13 protein-coding genes are annotated in these 20,342 nt (G+C 40.1%); 6 read left to right on the forward strand and 7 right to left on the reverse strand.

The window, feature by feature from the left end; all coding sequences use genetic code 11:
- Window positions 1-93 precede the first annotated feature (93 nt).
- Window positions 94-2,931 (forward strand): S9 family peptidase, encoded by a 2,838-nt coding sequence (locus tag CLV48_RS05290; RefSeq protein ID WP_106566228.1) that lies wholly within the window; start codon window positions 94-96, stop codon window positions 2,929-2,931.
- Between the two features lie 194 nt (window positions 2,932-3,125).
- On the opposite strand, the gene CLV48_RS05295 is transcribed toward CLV48_RS05290, so the two are convergent.
- Both CLV48_RS05295 and CLV48_RS05300 read right to left on the reverse strand, forming a co-directional pair.
- Window positions 3,126-3,938 carry a copper resistance protein NlpE N-terminal domain-containing protein gene (locus CLV48_RS05295; protein WP_106566229.1) on the reverse strand — a complete coding sequence of 271 codons (813 nt, stop codon included), beginning with the start codon at window positions 3,936-3,938 and terminating at the stop codon, window positions 3,126-3,128.
- Window positions 3,939-4,089: 151 nt separating this feature from the next.
- Entirely contained in the window at window positions 4,090-5,763 is a 1,674-nt protein-coding gene (locus tag CLV48_RS05300) for a formate--tetrahydrofolate ligase (RefSeq protein WP_106566230.1), read from the reverse strand.
- Window positions 5,764-5,919: 156 nt separating this feature from the next.
- Here CLV48_RS05300 and CLV48_RS05305 point away from each other — a divergent pair, with 156 nt between their 5' ends.
- Both CLV48_RS05305 and CLV48_RS05310 read left to right on the forward strand, forming a co-directional pair.
- A complete protein-coding gene (locus CLV48_RS05305; protein ID WP_106566231.1) occupies window positions 5,920-6,291 on the forward strand; it encodes a BlaI/MecI/CopY family transcriptional regulator in 372 nt (123 codons plus the stop codon).
- Window positions 6,288-8,027 (forward strand): M56 family metallopeptidase, encoded by a 1,740-nt coding sequence (locus CLV48_RS05310; RefSeq protein WP_106566232.1) that lies wholly within the window; start codon window positions 6,288-6,290, stop codon window positions 8,025-8,027. The genes CLV48_RS05305 and CLV48_RS05310 overlap by 4 nt, the downstream gene beginning before the upstream one ends.
- Window positions 8,028-8,117: 90 nt before the next feature.
- On the opposite strand, the gene CLV48_RS05315 is transcribed toward CLV48_RS05310, so the two are convergent.
- Window positions 8,118-9,239, reverse strand: coding sequence for an endo-1,4-beta-xylanase (locus CLV48_RS05315; protein WP_245889492.1), 1,122 nt, complete (start codon window positions 9,237-9,239; stop codon window positions 8,118-8,120).
- A 1-nt stretch (window position 9,240) separates the two neighbouring features.
- Window positions 9,241-11,382: an alpha-glucuronidase family glycosyl hydrolase gene (locus CLV48_RS05320; RefSeq protein ID WP_106566234.1), complete on the reverse strand. Its 2,142-nt coding sequence runs from the start codon at window positions 11,380-11,382 to the stop codon at window positions 9,241-9,243.
- Between the two features lie 152 nt (window positions 11,383-11,534).
- On the opposite strand from CLV48_RS05320, the gene CLV48_RS05325 reads away from it, so the two are divergent.
- From CLV48_RS05325 to CLV48_RS05335, 3 genes are all read left to right on the forward strand, one after another.
- Entirely contained in the window at window positions 11,535-13,178 is a 1,644-nt protein-coding gene (locus CLV48_RS05325) for a sodium/sugar symporter (protein WP_106566235.1), read from the forward strand.
- A 1-nt stretch (window position 13,179) separates the two neighbouring features.
- Window positions 13,180-14,670, forward strand: a complete 1,491-nt coding sequence (locus tag CLV48_RS05330) for a xylulokinase (RefSeq protein ID WP_106566236.1) — start codon at window positions 13,180-13,182, stop codon at window positions 14,668-14,670.
- 293 nt (window positions 14,671-14,963) lie between these two features.
- A complete protein-coding gene (locus tag CLV48_RS05335) occupies window positions 14,964-16,190 on the forward strand; it encodes an ATP-binding protein (RefSeq protein ID WP_106566237.1) in 1,227 nt (408 codons plus the stop codon).
- Between the two features lie 95 nt (window positions 16,191-16,285).
- On the opposite strand, the gene CLV48_RS05340 is transcribed toward CLV48_RS05335, so the two are convergent.
- The 3 genes from CLV48_RS05340 to CLV48_RS05350 form a co-directional block, all read right to left on the reverse strand.
- Entirely contained in the window at window positions 16,286-17,197 is a 912-nt protein-coding gene (locus tag CLV48_RS05340; RefSeq protein WP_106566238.1) for a carbohydrate kinase family protein, read from the reverse strand.
- On the reverse strand, window positions 17,190-18,533 hold the full coding sequence (locus tag CLV48_RS05345) for a sugar porter family MFS transporter (RefSeq protein ID WP_106566239.1): 1,344 nt from the start codon (window positions 18,531-18,533) through the stop codon (window positions 17,190-17,192). Before CLV48_RS05345 ends, CLV48_RS05340 begins: the two co-directional genes overlap by 8 nt.
- 291 nt (window positions 18,534-18,824) lie before the next feature.
- Entirely contained in the window at window positions 18,825-20,315 is a 1,491-nt protein-coding gene (locus CLV48_RS05350) for a glycoside hydrolase family 32 protein (protein ID WP_106566240.1), read from the reverse strand.
- Window positions 20,316-20,342 lie beyond the last annotated feature (27 nt).

The raw sequence follows: 20,342 nt of genomic DNA on the forward strand, positions 1-20,342 counted from the left end.
ACATTTTATATAATTAATTACCCGCTGGCATAAAAGTGGCCTGTAATAAAAAGAGGCAATCTTTAATTTGTATAAGAACAATAAATTGAATCTATGAGAAGTGAAATTTTAAGATATACTTTGTTGCTGGTATTGTTAATTTTTACCGGTAAACTTGAAGCCCAACAAAAACGATCCCTTACACATGCAGATTATGATTTGTGGGAGACTTTGAATGGTGATAAAATTTCAGGTGATGGAAATTGGGTAGGATTTGAAATAAATCCCCAGGATGGAGACGGTAGGTTGGAGTTGGTAGCCCATGGGAATGCACAACACAGAATCGTCATTCCAAGAGGGAACAGATGGACTTTTTCAAATGACAGTAAATATGGAGTTGGGAGAATTAGTCCCGAGCATGAATCAGTCAGGCATTTAAAACTAAAAAAGACAAAGGCTGATGACATGCCCAAGGATAGCTTATTTGTTGTTCTTTTAGAAAATGGAGCCATTGAAAAATACGCAAGAGTCAAATCTTATGCAATACCAGAAAAATCCGGTAATTGGTTGGCCATTCATTTTGAAAAAGAGCTTCCCGAAAAAGAAACAAAAAAAGGAGAGAGAGACTCAACGGCAGTAGAAGCACCAAAACCTAAGCCTACAAAAACGGATGGAACGAAGTTGATTGTAAGAAGCTTTGATGGGAGCAAACAATTTGAGTATAACAGGGTAAAAGAATATGGGTTTTCAGAAAATGGATCACATCTTTTTTATGTAAAGGCCAGTGAAGACACTTTAAAGAATACTGGAATCTTTTTACTGGACCTGAACACGGGGATTTCCAAGATCATAGATGTACGAAAAACGGAATACATTAATCCTGCATTTTCGGAATCTGCAAAATTTTTGGCTTATCTGAGCACTGAAGATTCAGCAAAGGCGAAAAAACCTTATTATGACTTGTACCTTTATGATATCCTAAAAGAACAAAATCAAAAAATAGCTTCCAAAGGGACACTTGGAGTTCCTGGAATGGTAAGTAAAAATGCAAGGCTTTCTTTTTCACAAGATGACAGCAAATTGTTCTTTGGTACTTCTTCTGATTATCAGAGTTATACCTATGAAGAGGATACGACCATCTTGGATGAGGATAGGGTGAAATTGGATATCTGGGGTTGGCAAGATGCTGAAATACAACCCATGCAGCTAAGGAATAAAAGCAGAGATGAAAAAAAATCCTTCTTGGCCAGTTACCATATGAAAAGTAAGAGGATTATTTCTCTGGCAGATGAAAAGGTTCCTCAGATCAACTTGGACCGAAAGAGAAAACTGAAATATGCATTGGGTTTCGATGATAGTCCTTATAGGAGGAATTATAGTTGGGATATTCAAATTGGAAGAGATGTTTATTTGATTGATTTGGAAACAGGAACACGAACTTTGGTAAGGAAAGATGTGCCTGGAAACCCCCAACTCTCTCCTGCTGGGAAGTATATTTATTGGTATGACGGTAGAGATAGCTCTTGGGTAAGCTATGAAGTTCAGACAAAGGTGACCAAAAATTTAACCAAAGGTCTGGAAGTCAATTTTTATGATGAACTTCATGACTCCCCTTCACTCCCGGGAAGCTATGGATCGGCAGGATGGCTCAAAGATGATACGGCATTTTTGGTTTATGACAAATATGATGTTTGGCGGATAGATCCCACTGGTAAAACAAATCCAATTAATCTGACCCAAGGAGAAGGTAGGAAGCAAAACCTGGTTTACAGGAGAGAGCGATTAGACCCTCAAGAGGAAAGTATTGATCCTTCACAGCCCTTAGTAATTTCAGTGTTTCACGAAGTGGATAAAAAAAGTGGTTATGCAGTTTCAGATTATTTAGGGAAAGTCAAACCAAGGAACTTAGTCTTTACTGACCATCGTTATTTGGGACTATCAAAGGCAGAAAATTCAGATAAGATCATACTTAGAAGATCCACCTATCAGGAATTTCCAGATGTCTATGCCGGAGACTTAGGTATGCAGGATTTCACTAGGCTTTCTATAGCCAATCCTCAACAGAAGGACATTAAATGGGGAGCAGTAGAATTGGTCAATTACCTGGCCAATGATGGAACACCACTCCAAGGATTATTGTTTAAGCCTGAGAATTTTGACCCAAATACCAAATACCCTATGATGGTGTATTTTTATGAAAGGAATTCAGATGGCCTACATTCATATAGGGCCCCTGCTCCAAGTGCTTCAACAATCAACATTCCTTATTTTGTTTCCAATGATTATCTGGTATTTGTTCCGGATATTAAGTATGATCTGGGTTTACCTGGGCCAAGTGCATACAACTGTATAATTCCTGGGGTGCAAGCTTTGGTTGCCAGAGGTTTTGTAGATACAGAGAATATGGCCATTCAAGGACAGAGTTGGGGAGGATATCAGGTTGCCTATCTGATTACCCGGACCAATATGTTTAAAGCTGCAGGTGCAGGCGCACCCGTAGTCAATATGACCTCGGCTTATGGAGGTATCCGCTGGGGTACTGGAATGAGCCGTATGTTCCAATATGAGCAGACCCAATCCCGAATTGGTGGTACGCTTTGGGAAAAGCCTTTGTATTACATTGAAAATTCTCCATTGTTTTTCATGGACAGGGTAAATACACCGGTATTGATCATGCATAATGATGAGGATGGGGCTGTGCCATGGTATCAGGGCATAGAAATGTTTATGGCTTTGAAAAGGTTGAATAAACCTGCTTGGTTGCTTCAATACAATGGTGAGGACCATAATCTCCGGTTAAGGAAAAACCGAAAAGACCTCTCGATTAGGCTGTCTCAATTCTTTGACCATTACCTTAAAGGTGCTCCGGCACCATTATGGATGACAGAAGGCCTGCCTGCTGTGGAAAAAGGAAGAACGCTTAAATACGAGTTGGAAGCCGCTGACAATTGATTATTCATAAAAAAATCCCGGGTTTGCCGGGATTTTTTATTTTTACGTGCAAAACCAATTCTGTTCAAATAAAGAACTATGCTGGAATATAATTTTTTCAAAACTATGGCTGATTTCGGCAAGTACTTTCAATTGAACCTTGGAAAGCTATCATAGCCCTCTCTAAAAGAAATGGATTTCAAATTCTTTATCCATTAATCTACTTTTGCCAGTTCAAACCTAGCTAAAGGAGCCATTTTTGCCCGGTTTAGGCTCAATAGCTCATCGACAACATTGTAATTATCAGCTATCTTCAAAACCTCCATGAATTCTTGCTCCGTAGTCATATCGGGGCAGGCCATAAGTGTGCTGCCGGCCTGTCCAAATTTTATCCTATCTCCTTCCATTAGTTCATATTGTCCAAAGAAATTATTGCAAGTATTTTTACCTGAAAACATACCTGTTTCCATATCAAATTCAATAAAACCTTCACTTTGACCTTCTTTTTTCTCAACAGGTTTTCCCCTAAGTTCGATCAGTACCCATTTTTTATTCTCTAGTCTGAAATCTACCGGATTTTTTTGAAGTCTGTACATATTTGCAAGTTCTCCTGTAATCCGGTTACCTTCCTGGTCTAAATGGAAAATTACATTTTCACCAACCTGATACATCTGGGTTGTTCCTTCTTTGCCCATTAAGGTGACATAGCTTCCGGTTTCATCCCATTCGAAATTTCCTTCATCAAAAAAAGAATTTTCATTCTTCCCAAGATATTTAAGGGATCTTTTGAAAGTACTATTTCTTTTTAGAGTAATGGTAGTTTCGATACCTTCACAATCAGCACAGGGTGTAATCCCTTTGTATACTCCATACCAATCAAGACTGTTTCGGCTGTTGTCGGCTAAGGTCTGGTTGTTTGCAATTGACCCTTCTGTCACTTCCGATTCATGGATCCCTTTCGGCGGGGAACAAGCAAGGATGGCAACTGAAAATAATGTTACCATCAGAATTAACTGTGATTTTTTCATTAGATGGAATTAAAAATATGATTATCAATAAAAGAGCTTTCCAGTTTCAGTTGAAAAGCGTCTTCAAATAATCATAAAATCCCTGAATTTCCTAATTATTTTTTTATTGGATTTGCGAATTAATTGATTGAAATTGAAAGTTATGGTGGCTTTAAAACAGTCCAGTTATATTTCCCTCTGCATCTATGTCAATATTTTCAGCAGCAGGCTTAGCCGGTAATCCAGGCATTCTCATGATAGTTCCCGCAATAGGTACAATAAATCCGGCCCCAGCCGCAATGTCAAATTCCCTGATTTTTATAGTGAAGCCGGAAGGTCTATTGATCAGTGTTGGTTCATCTGAAAGGGAATATTGAGTTTTGGCAATACAAACAGGTATTTTGTCCAGTCCAATTTTTTTAAACAATTTAAGTTGTTGTTTGGCTTTTAAGGAATATTCAATTTCACCTGCACCATATATTTTCCTTGCTATAGTTTCTATTTTTTGTTCTATTCCCCAATCAAAATCATATAATGGTGTATAATTGCTCATTCCAGATTCTGCCGCCTCTTTTACTGTATGGGCAAATTCTATTGCTCCTTCACCACCTTTTTCCCAGGCCTCACAGAGGGCAACTTTGACTCCTAATGAATGGCAAAAAGTTCTGACTGCTTCAATCTCTTGCTCAGAATCCGAAGCAAATTTGTTGATGGCTACAACAGGAACAAGCATGAAATGTTTCATGTTTTCAATGTGCTTTTCCAAATTGGGGAGACCTGCTCTAACAGCCTCTGGATTGGCTATTTTGAGCTCATCAAAAGGAATACCTGCATGGCTTTTCAAAGCTCTGATAGTGGCTACAATTACGGCCACATTAGGCTTGAGTTTTCCATATTGGCATTTGAGGTCAAGGAATTTTTCTCCTCCCAAGTCTGAGGCAAAACCTGCTTCTGTGACTACATAGTCAGCCAATGTGAGTCCCATTTTAGTTGCAATAATGGAGTTGGATCCCTGGGCGATATTGGCGAATGGACCTCCATGAATAATGGCAGGGTTTCCTTCTATCGTCTGAACAAGGTTAGGCATGATGGCGTGTTTGAGTAATGCAGCCATTGCTCCTTGTGCTTTCAATTGATGGGCTCTGACCGGCTCATCCTGAAAAGTAAATCCGACGATTATATTGCCCAGTTTTTCCTTTAAGTCCATTAAGTCTTTGGATAGACAGAGTGCAGCCATAACCTCAGATGCAGCAGTGATATCAAAGCCGGATTCTCTTGGAATACCTTGAGCCGCCCCCCCAAGACCAATCACTACATCCCTCAATGCCCTTTCATTCATATCCATCACTCTTTTCCATACTATTTTTCTCGGGTCTATATTAAGGGTGTTCTTCTGATTATGTATATGATTGTCCAAAAGAGCGGCTAATAAATTATGGGCCTTTTCAATGGCCGCGAAATCACCCGTAAAGTGGAGGTTGATGGATTCCATTGGAAGTACCTGGGCATAGCCTCCTCCAGCGGCACCACCTTTCATGCCAAATACAGGACCTAAGGATGGTTCCCTAATTACTACTGCTGTTTTAACCCCAATTTTGTTCAATCCTTCAGCAAGCCCTATACTTGCCGTGGTCTTGCCTTCCCCAGATTTGGTAGGGGTAATTGCCGTAACTAGTATAAGTTTCTTTCCCTTGATTTTTTCTTCATCGATTAATTTTAAAGGAAGCTTTGCGACATATTTCCCATAGGGTCTTATATCTTCTTCGGAGATGCCAAGTTTTTCAGCTATTTGAGCAATAGGACGCATTTTAGATGCCCTGGCAATTTCTTGATCACTTAGATGCATGTTAGTTTTTTTTGGGTTAGGCGAAAATAGAAAAGAAATCAGCTCCAAAACCTGACTTTTGACAGGGTATTGGATGATTAAGATTTTTTAACTTAAAGTTTTGGTTAGAAAATTATTTATTCTACATTTGTAGAATAAATTCTATAATAGTAGAAAATGAACCTATCAGCAACAGAAGAACAGCTCATGAATTTTATTTGGGAAAAGGAGACTGCATTTATGAAGGATATTTTGGAGGCTTATCCTGAGCCCAAACCTGCTCCGACCACAATTGCCACTTTATTGAAGCGATTGACGGATAAGGGGGCTTTGGGCTTTAAAACATTTGGGAATTCACGGGAGTACTTTCCATTGTATTCCAAATCTGAGTATTTTTCAGGTAAGGTAAACAACTTGATCAAGAACTTTTTTAATGATTCGCCTTCACAGTTTGCTTCTTTTTTTACAAAAGAAACCAATTTGAATCAGGAGCAATTGGAGTCGCTAAAATCCATTATTGAAGATCAAATTAAATCCAAGAAGCCATGATCCTATTTCTTATCAAATCGACACTCGCCTTGGGCTTATTTTATGGAATGTATCACATATTGCTTTCCCGGGAAAGTATATTCAGCTTCAACAGGTTTTACCTATTGACTGCTTTGGGCTTTTCCTTGGCTTTACCCTTTATTCAAATGCCTCAGGTCATTCCTTCGGTGCAGGAAAAATCAAACCAAATTTGGAATCAATGGGAGTTGAAACAACCGGCTGCTGAATTGGAGGAGGTTTTAATACCTTTTGAAGTTAAAGAAGTGCCGGACAAAAGCTTAGCTGTGGTTGAAAGTGGAAAAAATGAGGTAAGCGGTACAAAATTTCCATTGGGTCAGGTCATAATGGGGATTTACTTCTTTGGATTGCTGCTATTTTCTATCAGATTTTTGATGCAGTTGAATGGTATGCGAAAGTTACTGAAAAGCAACTCCCAAATAGATATGGGGAGCTACAGACTGGTATTGCTTAAAGATGATGTACTGCCTTTTACCTTCCTGAATTACCTCTTTGTTTCACGGACTCAATATAATACCTCAGCGATTGAACCCGAAATTTTGGAGCATGAGTTGGCCCATATCCGGCAGAGACATAGTTGGGACATCTTATTGGTTGAAGTTTTGAAATGTGTTTTTTGGTTTAATCCTTTGTTGCTTTTGTTTAAAAAAGCCATTCAGCTCAACCATGAGTTTTTGGCCGATGAGCATGTCTTAAGGGAATTTGAAAACCATGCTTCTTACCAGAACCTCTTGGTGAATAAAGTATCTTCCTTGTTTGGGAACCATCCAATAAGTAGTGCATTTAACTTTCATGTTACAAAAAGAAGATTGATGATGATGGGAAAAGTATCCCATCCCATGAGGTTAACCTTTTTGAAATTAGGTAGCTTCTTCCTTGCTATGCTTTTATTTTTCACCTTAACTTCAAGTAAAGTTGGTGACGACCTAGGGTTTTTCATCTCTGAAGAAACTGAAGGAGTAAAAAAATTTGAAAAATTACTTTCAGAAGGTTTTTCTGAGGAGAAGCCCTTTGTATTGGAACTTCAGAAATTGAACTTGGAAGCTTTACGTCAAGTTTATTTTAGCCTGAATGAAGAAGAACGAAATCAAATATCCCACTTTCCTTTCTTTGACGAGGTCACCTATGAGCAATTGATTTTATTGCAAAAAGAATTCCCAAGAGTGGTGACCAAAATTTCGTATACAACTCCTCCGGATAAAAAAGAAATCAGAGCGGAGATCTTTGATCTTTGGCTAAAAACCAAAAACGCTGAATTGTTCATAGATGATGAGGAGCGACCTTTTGAAGCATTGAATCAATTTGAGCGGTCGGAATTTGCCTTTTTTGAAGTCAGGGAAACTTCGCCTAAGAAGTTCTTAAAGAAGCCGGAGTATTCCATTAAGTTGATGACGCATGATTTTTACCATCAAAAATATTTTGAGTCCCCAAAAACTATTCAGACAATCAGTGCACGATATCCTAATTCTGACCAGGCTGAGGTATTTTATGCTTTACGTTATATCAGGATGGAAAATGGAACAGTAGCGGAGTTTATTCCCAAAAACTTTGAAGCTTCTATTTTTCATCATTTGAGAACTATCGATACCAAGGAGTTGGATTTTGAAAATAGGAGGAGCACTATTAATTATGTGATGGGAGAACAGTTTTCTATTTCCATTTCCAAGGACAATAAAAGTCAAAGTAAGGTTTTTAGTTTTCCAAGTGTGACTTTTTAGATTAGCCGGTTCTTGCTAACTCAGTTTTTTCAAAATGGGCTCCTCTAACAGCTAAAGTCATTGGTGAATTAGGGGAGGATTGGAAAAGCACTAAAATGTAACGTTGGAAATTGATTGGATTACATTTTCTTTCTCTTTAAAATCCCTGTCAAAAAGTAAAGGATAATTGGTCCGTCCCCGTACAGGCCAATTATTCAGCCAGGAAGCACCGTCATGCAGCCCCCAGAAGGTTATGCGACTGATTTTGTCCTGGTGTTTACAGAAGACCGAAAAAATATCCGTGTAGCGTTTCGCAAATTTATCGGCTATACTTTCTGGCAGGCCAGCTGTGTAAGGATTGAATTTTTCATCCAAAGCATAGTTTTTATTGAGGTCCGCTCCCTCACTTGCCCGAGGTCTGGGAAGTACATCCACATCAAGTTCAGTTACCATCACTTTGAAGCCTGCATTTGAAATTGCTATGATGGATGCCTCAATCATTTCCACCGGTGGTGAATCCAACATATAGTGTCCCTGCATACCGATTCCATCTACCCTTAACCCTTTTTCTCTTAACTCTTGAGCTAGTGCTATGGCAGCCTCCCTTTTTTCCGGTTTCCAAAGGTTGTAATCATTGTAATACAGTTCAGCCTCCGGATCCATTTCATGGGCTTTTTGAAATGCTTTGAGGATGTATTCTTTTCCTGTAATCTGATACCATTCAGACTCCCTATAGCTTCCATCATCTTCAAATACCTCATTGACAACATCCCAACCATGCACCTGGCCTTTATAACGTCCTACCAGCGTTTCAATATGCTTTTCCATTCTCTCCAATAGGGCCTCTTTCATCAGTGATTCTCCCATCTCATTTTGATATACCCATTTGGGTGTTTGCTGGTGCCAGACCAAAGTATGTCCGATGACAAAGGCATTCATTTTTTTGCCCAGTGCGACAAATTGATCCGCGGATACAAAGTTGTACTTGTCGGGTTCTGGGTGAATGGGCCCCCATTTCATCATGTTTTCTGAAGTGATACTGTTGAAATGCTTTTCCAATAAAGGCCAGGCTTGCTGCTCATCTCCAGAAGCCTGTCGATAACTGATGGCAGTGCCTACATAAAATGCATCTTTGAACATTTCTTTTAACACCAGACCATTATCTTGGCTGAAAACAGGTTGGTAGATCAAAATGCCTACAAGGATTGAAAATAAGGTGATTGATGTTTTCATTTTAAATTCCAGGGACAAAGTTTCTTTTAAAATTTAGGTAGTAGTTCAAATCATGCTTTGGAGCTTCCACACCTTCAGGGAGTGGCATTTTAGAATACTGTCCAAAATACAAAAGGCAGGCATCTCTCCACCATTCAGCCTCATTCACTTGGATCTTGAGAAAAGAAGCAATATGCTTAAACCTGTCAGGATCTATTAATCCTTCTAATTTATTCCATTCTTGTTGCATCCATCGCGCCCCCTCTACTCCTTTTTGGTATGAAATTGCCAATTCATCCCAAAGGGTGTTTCCAGTGAAAAGTTTTTTGTTCCAGGGCATTCTGTGAAACCAAAGTAAAAACTCCAAAGGAATTGTCTCTGAATCGCCCCATATTTCCTTCCATTCATGGGCATATTGCGCCAATGCATTGCTTCCAGTTTCAGTCCTGTCAAAGCCAATGCTGTCGCTGTTTGCCTTATGATAATAAGTGGCGGTCCAGTCATCCCTGCCCCCACCTGTTACCCAAGGTCCTGGTCCCCAGTGATGGCTTCGGGCCATGATGTGGTGCAGTCCCAGCGGAGTCATGTAATTGACCAGGATTTCATAGGAATTCATCATGATCCCTTTCATGGTCTTGATGACTTCCGGATCATTGCTGAAGGTCATTCTGATCCAGTCCTCAGCAATTATTTCAATGTTTTGATTAGGGTTCCAGGCCAACTGACCAAATGCATACCAATCAGCCTGAGCGGTTTGATGTCCTGTCCAATTCCTGTCAGTGCCAATGTTGGATACCCCGGCAATACCTGTTAGTTTGTAATCATGTAGGCTTCCATCCAATACTTTGCTTACAGTACTACCTGGACCATTTGCATAAGTATCAGATTGAAGTACTTCCTCCCACATCGATGCCAGATTGACCCAGTGGGTATCCTGTCCCAAATACTCTTTCGTTATCTGGAATTCCATCATCAAGGGCGTTTCGGGCATAGCCCCAAAAAGTGGATGAAAAGGTTCCTTAGGCTGAAAATCCAATGGTCCGTTTTTTACCTGAACGATGACATTGTCACTGAATTTTCCATCCAGTGGTTTGAACTCATCATAAGCCTGCCTGATTCTGTCTGTAGGGGTATGTTCATTGTACACAAAAGCCCGCCACATGACAATCCCTCCAAAAGGCTTGACAGCATCAGCCAACATATTGGCTCCATCGGCCTGTGTCCGACCGTAATTATGTGGTCCAGGTTGTCCTTCTGAATCAGCTTTGACCAGGAATCCTCCAAAATCGGGGATATAAGCATAGATCTCTTTGACTTTATCTTTCCACCATTGTTGGACCTCAGGGTTAAGTGGGTCTGCAGTAGGCAGGTTGTCCAGTACCATGGGGGCATTGAATCTTGCAGTTAGATATATTTTGATACCATAAGGCCTAAAAGCATCTGCTAAGGCAGCTGCTTTTTCAAGGTACTCTGAAGTCAGGACCAGTGCATTGGCATTGACATTGGTGATGGAGGTACCATTGATACCAATCGATGCATTAGCCCTTGCATAATCTATGTACTGTTGGTCAATGTGCTGTGGCAACCTATGCCAGTTCCAGATGCTGAATCCTGCATAACCTCTTTCTACAGTTCTATTGAGGTTATCCCAGTGGTTCAAAAGTCTTTTCTGAATTTTGGGGTTACTGATCTCATGCAGATCTTCCAGTTTTTTCCTGGTCTGGATTTTTTTCAGAAAGGCATAAGTGCCATAGAGTAACCCAATGTCTGTTTTAGAACTGACGATTAATTTACCTTTCAAGTAATGTAATAAAAATCCTTCATCATTGAGTGATTGGGCATATTCTGATAAGGCATCTTTAATTTCTTTGGGAAAATCATCCAATTTTCCAATCCACAATAGACCTGAACCTGTGTTGGTCCGTGATATTTTTCCGATTTTTTTATCAAAAAATCCTGAATATGCAAATTCCAATTCTTTGTGAATGACTTCATGGGTAGGGGAGTTGCCAAGGAGAACGATATTGTCCAGATAATCACTATAGTATTCAGTAATAGCCTTATTTTCAAATGGTAAATATTGGAGCCATAACCCGTATCCATCATTGGCAAAAACAAATACGGGAAATATGGAAAGGATAAAAATGAGAAATTTTTTTTTCATTGTTATTTTAGGTTTAAAGAGGTTGCCATAAATATACAAAAACGCTTAGCAGATTAATTGAAAACATTATATTTGGAGATATTTCGATTCATATTAGGGGTAAAATCCGGAAAATTGTTTCGAGCTCAAACCTTTACAATAAACCATATCGTATGCTATTAGAACCACTTGACCTCATTGTCTTTATAGGCTATTGTTGTCTCATTGTAGGCCTTGGCTTGTTTGTTTCCAGGGAGAAAAAAGGCCATGTCAAAGATTCCAAAGATTATTTTTTGGCTTCCAAAGCCCTTCCTTGGTGGGCAGTAGGAGCATCACTGATTGCTTCCAATATTTCAGCAGAGCAGTTTATCGGAATGTCAGGTTCAGGCTTTGCGCTGGGCTTGGCAATTGCGACTTATGAATGGATGGCAGCGGCTACTCTATTGGTAGTGGCTATATTTTTCCTTCCTGTTTATATCAAAAAAGGTATTTATACCATGCCCGGATTTTTGCTGGACCGGTATGATGCACGTGTAAGGACTACCATGGCTGTTTTTTGGCTGTTGCTGTATGTATTGGTAAACCTTACCTCTGTGCTCTATTTGGGGGCATTGAGTTTAAATACCATTTTGGATGTCCCTATGACTTATGGGATTGTCGGATTGGCCTTGTTTGCCATGGTATATTCAATCTATGGAGGATTGAAGGCTGTTGCATGGACGGATGTAGTACAGGTATTTTTCCTGGTAGCTGGCGGTTTGGCGACAACTTATCTTGCTTTGAGTATAGTTGGAGACGGAGATGCCTGGCAGGGTCTTGGGCTCTTGAGAAAGGAAGTTCCCGGCCATTTTTCCATGATTTTGGATAAGGGAGAAATGATCATTCCTGATGGTAAAGGAGGTACCGAAGATGCTTATTCCCTTCTTCCAGGTCTTAGTGTACTTGTAGGAGGCATGTGGATTGTGAATTTGAGTTATTGGGGATTCAACCAATATATTACACAGAGAGCTTTGGCTGCAAAAGACCTTAACGAAGCGCAGTTAGGGGTAATTTTTGCGGGTTTTCTAAAATTATTGATGCCTTTGATTGTAGTTGTTCCGGGAATTGCAGCTTTGGTTATAGTAAATAAAGGAGGCGATTCTTCTTTTATTCAATCTATGACAGATCCGGTTTCAGGTTTGATCAAATCAGACAGGGCCTATCCCACTTTGTTGCAATTACTTCCTGCTGGATTAAAAGGACTGGCATTTGCAGCATTGACAGCAGCTATAGTGTCTTCCTTGGCTTCAATGGCCAATAGCACTTCCACCATCTTTACCATGGATATATACAAACAGTATATGGATAAAGATGCTTCAGAAGTGAAGCAGGTTAGAATAGGTAGAATTGCCGCCTTTGTTGCTTTTTTGGTAGCAGCTTTAGTGGCTCCAGCATTGGGCACCTTAGATCAGGCATTTCAGTTTATTCAGGAGTACACTGGATTTGTGTCTCCTGGTGTTTTTGCCATTTTCTTCTTTGGAGTATTCTGGAAAAAGACTACTTCCAATGCAGCTCTGACTGCTGCTGTACTGACTATTCCTCTTTCCACTGTGCTTAAATTTGGGCTGCCGAATCTTCCCTTTATTGACCGAATGGGGGTAGTTTTCTTGATAATAGCTGCATTGATCATTGCAATCAGCTTGTTTGAAGGAAAAGGTAAGGATCATCCAAATAGCATTGAAGTCACTAAAGAACTGTTTAAGACCAGTATGACTTTCAAAATAGGAGCTATAGTCATAGCCGCCATAATTGCAGCATTATACATCATATTCTGGTAAAATGAGAAGGCTATTATTAGGTTACGATATAGGGAGCTCCTCAGTAAAGGCTACGCTCTTGGATGCGGATTCAGGTAGGGTTGTTGCATCAGAAGGCCTTCCAAAAGTAGAAATGCCCATAGCTTCTCCCCAAAAGGACTGGGCTGAACAGGATCCTGAAATGTGGTGGAAATATATCATTGAAACCACCCATGCTGTTACCAAGCAGGGTAATGTCAAATCTGGTGAATTGAAAGCCATTGGGATTTCTTATCAGATGCATGGCTTGGTATGCGTGGATAAAGATGGGAAAGTATTACGTCCTTCTATCATCTGGTGTGACAGTAGGGCTGTAGCCATTGGAAATAATGCTTTTGAAGTTTTAGGCGAGGACTATTGTCTTCCCAACCTGTTGAACTCTCCAGGAAATTTCACTGCTTCCAAACTCAAGTGGGTGCAGGAAAATGAACCGGAGCTTTACGCAAAAATCCACAAAATTATGCTTCCAGGGGACTATATAGCCATGAAGCTGAGCGGGGAGATCAAAACTTCAGAGACAGGTTTGTCAGAGGGGATTTTTTGGGATTTCAAAGAAAATGGTATTTCCAATAAACTGCTGAATTACTATAAAATTGATTCAAGCCTTATTGCTGAGGTAGTGCCATCATTCAGTCTTCAAGGTACAGTCACTACACAAGCGGCAGGTATCTTAGGGATAGATGCAGGAGTACCTATTACCTATCGGGCAGGGGATCAGCCCAATAATGCTTTTTCCCTGAATGTTCTGGAAGAAGGCGAGCTGGCAACTACTGCCGGTACTTCAGGTACGGTCTATGGGGTCAGCAAGAATCCTGTTTATGATCCGCAATCCAGAGTCAACACCTTTGTCCACGTTAATCATAGCCAGAAAGACCCGAGATACGGTGTATTGCTTTGTATCAATGGAACGGGGATATTGAACAGCTGGGTCAAGAGATTGATAGGAGGGGAGGCCATCACTTATCCTCAAATGAATGAATTGGCCAGTGAAATCTCCATTGGGGCAGATGGATTAAGTTTTATTCCTTTTGGGAATGGGGTGGAAAGAATTATGCAGAACAAGCCAGTTGGTGCCCATATGATGGGATTGAATTTGCTACAACATGATAGAAGACATGTGCTCAGAGCTGTTCAGGAAGGAATTGTATCCTCTTTGAAGTATGGTTTTGATATCATGAAAGATATGGGCTTGAACCTGAATACAGTAAAGGCTGGTAAGGCCAATATGTTTCTAAGCCCGTTGTTCAGAGAAGCATTTGTCAATATGAACCAAGTGAGTTTGGAGCTATACGATACCGATGGTTCACAAGGAGCGGCCAGGGGGGCTGGAATCGGTGCAGGCATTTATGCGGATGCGAAAGAAGCCTTTGCCGGTCTGGAGCGTTTGTCTGTTTTTGAACCGGAGAAAGAGAAGGTAGCGGCTTATGCTGAGGTATATGGGCAGTGGAAAGCTGCTTTATCTAAGGTGATGTAAACTATTGTAAGTGTTTTTTATTGGACCACAACTTGTCCTGATTTTCGGGAAAAGATACAAAAGGAAACAAAAGTTACAGTAAGTTTGAAGGACTGATAATCATTCTTTTGTGACTTTTGGGATTAATTGACTGCAAGTTTTCTGGTTTATAAAATTGGTTTCTGATTTTTTAAATCTCTTTAAAGTCCTATTTCTGACTCATTTGAAAGTTAGCTTTGGTGAAATAATTTATCTTATTTTATCGAAACTTGCATTTTTTGCAAGTTTCGATAATTTATTTCTATCTTTGTCATATGGCTAATTACACAGACCGGAAAGAATATATAGGGAAATTATTATCCTACAAAGATAAGGATCTTATTAAGGTAGTAAGTGGTTTGCGCAGGTCTGGTAAATCTACTTTGTTAGAATTGTATCGCGAGAAACTTCTCAATCTTGGAATAGGGGAAAAACAGATTCATTTCTATAATTTTGAATTACCTGAAAATTTCATAGGGAAAACATGGGATGATATTTATTTTGGTATTAAAGGGAAGTTACTGACGGACAAGCCCAACTACATTTTTTTAGATGAGGTTCAAAATATCCCATTATTTGAAAAATTGGTTGATGGGTTATTTGCCTCAAAAAATGTTGATGTCTACATCACAGGTTCAAATGCGTTTCTTTTAAGTAGCGAATTGGCTACTTTGTTGAGTGGACGCTATATTGATATTTCCATTTTGCCCTTTTCATTCAATGAGTATTTAATTGCAAGAGGCATTGATGTAAACAACAAATATTTGAATTACGAGCCTTTGTTTTTCGATTATGCAAATGAGACTTCCTTACCCAAGGCGGTTTCTTTGCGGGATGAGGGCTACGATAAAATCCATGAATATTTGGAAGCCATATATAAAACTATAATCGATAAAGATATAACACAACGACACAAAATAAATGACAAACGAGCATTTGAAAATATTGTGAAATTTGTTGCTTCAAATATTGGAAATGCACTTTCGCCAAACAATATTTCAAATACTTTAAAACAAGATGGTCAAAGCATCCACCATGCGACAGTAGAAAAGTATTTGGAATATTTAGTACAGAGTTTTGTTTTCTATAAGGTGAACCGATTTGATTTAAAAGGCAGGAAACAATTGGCAACTCAAGAAAAATATTATCTGGTTGACACAGGTTTGCTCAATGTTTTAACTGGAAAAGAGCGCACCACTGACAGAGGACATATCTTGGAAAATATTGTTTACTTAGAACTGCTTCGGAGAGGGAACAAAATTTGGACTGGCACTAGCCGGAATAGCGAAGTAGACTTTGTATGCAAAACCAAAACGGGTGATGTTGAATACTACCAAGTGGCTTGGCAAATAGATAATGAAAAAACAAAAGAACGAGAGTTTGGGGCATTGGAAAAAATCAAAGATAACTATCCGAAATTTCTACTTACAACAGACGGATTTACCCAAAATCGAAGTGGTATAAAACATTTAAACGTTTTTTATTGGTTATTGGCAACATAAGAGTTCAATAAATATAGATCTGAATATTTTTGCTGCTACTATGAAAAGCTTGATTTTATTTTTCTTGTTTTTCTTGTCACTAAATTCATTGAATGTCACTTTGCCGCCTCTTTTACCTTCAATACATCCTCTATCTCATACCTCGGCGTGCCTCCCTTTTGGGTAGCAACGTAGGCACCCATCGCACAGGCAAAATCCAAAACATCTTCAGGTCTTTTTCCTTCCAAATACGTCTTGACAAAACCACTGAGAAAAGCATCTCCCGAACCCACCGTATCTTCTACTTTTACCCTGTATCCAGGATGGGATATGATTTTATTTTCCTGATAGATCAAAGCCCCTTTAGAACCCAAGGTCACGCAGATCATGGCAATGGGGAAGTGTTCTGTCAAATAAGCACAGACCGGTTTGGACTTTTCCAAGTGACCGGCCTTTTCATGTAAATCAATATCAAAGTAATCGGCAACGATAACCAGTTCATCTTCATTGATTTTTAAAATATCTGTATAACCCAGGATGATTTCAATCTGCTCAAAATCATAGAATGGTGCCCTTAGATTGATATCGAAAATCTTAAGTGTCGGTTCGTGCAGTAAGTGGTAGAGCGTCTCCCAACTCTCATGATTTCTTACAGATAAGGAACCAAAAATTAAAGCATCAGCAACTTTTACCGCTTTCAAGGCTTCATTAGTCAAGGCGATAAAATCCCAAGCCGAAGGTGATATTATATCGTATTTGATATTTTCGGGATCTTTGTTGTCCAATATGACTTTCCCAGTAGGATGTATTTCATCCTTTTGTATGCATGTTGGGTCAAGTTTATAAGAGGATGTGAAGTCCAATAATTTTTCCCCATGCGCATCAAGTCCAATTCTGGAGATCATTTGCACATTCAAACCCAATTGACATAAATGTAGGGCCACATTCATAGGAGCCCCCCCTGGGATTTCATGATCGGGGAAGCAATCCCAGAGCATTTCCCCAAAGCAAACCACTTTTTTAACCATGTCCTTGTTGTAAATCTTTTTGAATTTCCTCCAGTGATTTCCCTTTGGTTTCCGGCATTTGGAAGGCTACCCAGAGCAATTGCAGTACCATCATCAGCGCAAAGAAAGCGAAGATATTTCCGGCCCCAAAAGTATTCGCAAAGTAGGGGAATACATTGGCGATAAGGGCAGCCAAAATCCAATGGGTAAAGGAACCCAAGGATTGTCCAAATGCCCTCAATTCATTAGGGAAAATCTCCGCAATAAACACCCATATTACCGATCCCTGTCCAATGGCATGGGAAGCTATGAAAATAAATACGAAGTAGGGCAGGAGCGTATTGCTTACTGCACCACCAAAATAGCTGTAAGCCATTAGGGAAAGCGATATAATATAACCCACCGAACCAATATACATGAGTTTCCTTCTGCCCAGTTTGTCAATAAAGTATAGCCCCAACATGGTAGCTACCAAATTGATGACCCCGATACCAATGGTGGACAGTAGGGCATCTTCAGTAGCTATCCCAGCCGATTCAAATATTCTTGGGGCAAAATAAATAATGGCATTGATCCCGGACATTTGGTTGAAGAATGCCATCAAAAAGGCGAAAAAGGATATCTTACGAAATCTTGGATGGAACAGAGCTGTTGCTGCTACTTTACCCTTGATTTCCTTGCTTTCAGCAATGGCCTGTTCCATAGCAGCATCTACTCCCTCAGGATCAGTTTTGCTGAGAATTTCCCTTGCCGCATCGAAATCCCCTCTTTTGGCGATCAGCCACCTCGGGCTTCTTGGTACTTTCATGATCAGCACAGAATACAATAATGCCGGAATGGCTTCAACGCCAAGCATCCACCTCCATGCTTCATCCAGATTCGCCGTTCCGATTAGGTAATTAGAGAAGTAGGCCATCAGAATACCAAATACTATGTTGAACTGGTAAAGCGCTACCAGTTGTCCCCTTCTTGAAGCTGGTGCAATTTCTGAGATATACATGGGAGCTACAACCGATGAAGCTCCTACCCCCAAGCCTCCCAAAAACCTGAAGAACATAAAGGTGATTTCGTCATTGGCCATAGCTGAACCAATGGCAGAAACCAGATAGAAAATGCCAATCCAGAGGAGGGAGGCTTTTCTGCCAAACTTATCGGCAGGAATACCCCCAAACAAGGCCCCTATCACGGTGCCATAAAGGGCCATGGCTACTGCCAGCCCGTGACTCCAATCGCTTAAATCCCAAAGTTCCTGAATGTCTCTTTCTGCCCCGGATATTACTGCAGTATCAAATCCAAACAAAAAACCACCCAACGCAGCAGTGATGGACAAGAAAAGTACATAGCTTTTATTTTGCATAAGAGGTTAGTGTATAATTGGTCAAGGTTTTAACCCGAAACATGCATTAGAATTTCTACGCCACGGCGCGCAAGTTATTAAGAGTTCATACGCCGCGGCGGACATAATCAAACGCTTCACTTCATTTAGCTCATTTACCAAGAGATTGCTTTGCTTCATTCCCTAAATGCTTGATTCTTTTGTATTTTGAACACTCATTACGAACCCTAATGCATGATTCGGGTTTAAAATAAGGGAATTTAATGTGTTTACCATGTTTTTGACAAATTTCTTCATGGCAGAGCATATGCATCACCAGATTCTCTTGAGGGGGTAAATTTGGCTAGATGCATCAAATCCCTCCAGTATGAGTTTGTTATATGGTTCATTGGGGAATTGAATAGATGTCAGAACCAATTCACCACTGTTTACAAAGACCTCAATGGAAGACCTGTCCAGGTAAACAGTGAGGCTTTGTACATTAATGCCGTTTAATGGGGCGATTTGCAGGTTGGAAAAGCCTTTATCAAAGTCAATTTTCCCTGATTGGCTTCTGTCAAGGGTTATGCTTTGATTATTGCCGGTAAAAACCAATTTTTCACCCTTAGCATTGGCCAATTCCATGCGGAAATTTGATGAAGTAGTCCGTAAATCCAGTTCTATCAATTCACTTTCGAGCAGGATTTCCTCTCCTTTTATTTGTGAATTACTTACCCTTAATTTTCTCAGTTCTTCAATGGGTTTTGAAATCAATAGGTAATCATCATCTTTTTTGGAAAGATGTAGAGATCGCGGCACAGTCATGGCAGATCGCCATGGACTGGTAGGCACTACTTGGGCATAATTCCAGTTGCCCATCCAACCAATAAATAATCTTCTGCCATCTTGATCGGGTACATTGGACCAGGTTACGCCTGCATAATTGTCGGCACCCCAGTCCAGCCATTTTACAGATTGTGTGGTGCTTGCAAAGCTTTTTCCGTCAAAATCCCCCACAAAATACTGTGTTGCAGAGCCACCTTGAGGACCGCCGGGATTGATACTGACAAAAAGAATCCATTTGGTTTCACCGGTCTCCGTAGTAAGAGGGAATAGATCCGGACATTCCCAAACTCCTCCATAAGCTGCCCATGTTGGATTAAAATCACTCAAATAGGTCCATTCAATCAAGTTGGGTGAGGCATAAAAACTTATTTTGTCTTTTACTGCAAGGGACATGATCCAATTATTGCTGTCTTCATGCCAGAAAACTTTAGGATCCCTGAAATCTTTAATCCCAGGACTTTTTAAAACGGGATTACCTTCATACATGCTCCAAGTTCTTCCTTTGTCCGTGCTGTAAGCAATGCCTTGGGTCTGAAAATCATCTCGGCCTTCTTTTTCACCTATGGGGTCGTGAAATGTAAAAATGGCTACCATGGCAGGATTTTCTACGCTTCCCAACCCGCTGGTGTTCTCTAAATCCATAACTGCCGAACCAGAGAAGATCCATCCATTTTCATCTGGATAGAGGGCTATAGGTAAATGTTCCCAATGCACCAGGTCATTGGAGACAGCATGTCCCCAGTGCATGGGACCCCATACATTGCTGTCCGGATAATGCTGGTAGAAAAGGTGGTATTCCCCATCCCAATACACCATTCCATTAGGGTCATTCATCCATTGTGTTGGTGGTGAAAAATGAAACTGAGGCCTGAATGACTCATTAAATGGCAATTCGTCTTGGCCTTGTTCAATATTTTTTTCTTGGCAGGCTATGGTCAGGGTCAAAACTAGGATAATTAAAAGGTAGAAGTTTTTCATGGTTTTGATTTTACAGCAGCTTAAATA

The organism is Cecembia rubra (assembly GCF_003014575.1).
Classification (GTDB): Bacteria; Bacteroidota; Bacteroidia; order Cytophagales; family Cyclobacteriaceae; genus Cecembia_A; species Cecembia_A rubra.

Coding starts and splice junctions, on each gene's coding strand:
- CLV48_RS05290 (WP_106566228.1), top strand. CDS start 94: ATGAGAAGTGAAATTTTAAGATATACTTTGTTGCTGGTATTGTTAATT.
- CLV48_RS05295 (WP_106566229.1), bottom strand. CDS start 3,938: ATGAAAAAATCACAGTTAATTCTGATGGTAACATTATTTTCAGTTGCC.
- CLV48_RS05300 (WP_106566230.1), bottom strand. CDS start 5,763: ATGCATCTAAGTGATCAAGAAATTGCCAGGGCATCTAAAATGCGTCCT.
- CLV48_RS05305 (WP_106566231.1), top strand. CDS start 5,920: ATGAACCTATCAGCAACAGAAGAACAGCTCATGAATTTTATTTGGGAA.
- CLV48_RS05310 (WP_106566232.1), top strand. CDS start 6,288: ATGATCCTATTTCTTATCAAATCGACACTCGCCTTGGGCTTATTTTAT.
- CLV48_RS05315 (WP_245889492.1), bottom strand. CDS start 9,239: ATGAAAACATCAATCACCTTATTTTCAATCCTTGTAGGCATTTTGATC.
- CLV48_RS05320 (WP_106566234.1), bottom strand. CDS start 11,382: ATGAAAAAAAAATTTCTCATTTTTATCCTTTCCATATTTCCCGTATTT.
- CLV48_RS05325 (WP_106566235.1), top strand. CDS start 11,535: ATGCTATTAGAACCACTTGACCTCATTGTCTTTATAGGCTATTGTTGT.
- CLV48_RS05330 (WP_106566236.1), top strand. CDS start 13,180: ATGAGAAGGCTATTATTAGGTTACGATATAGGGAGCTCCTCAGTAAAG.
- CLV48_RS05335 (WP_106566237.1), top strand. CDS start 14,964: ATGGCTAATTACACAGACCGGAAAGAATATATAGGGAAATTATTATCC.
- CLV48_RS05340 (WP_106566238.1), bottom strand. CDS start 17,197: ATGGTTAAAAAAGTGGTTTGCTTTGGGGAAATGCTCTGGGATTGCTTC.
- CLV48_RS05345 (WP_106566239.1), bottom strand. CDS start 18,533: ATGCAAAATAAAAGCTATGTACTTTTCTTGTCCATCACTGCTGCGTTG.
- CLV48_RS05350 (WP_106566240.1), bottom strand. CDS start 20,315: ATGAAAAACTTCTACCTTTTAATTATCCTAGTTTTGACCCTGACCATA.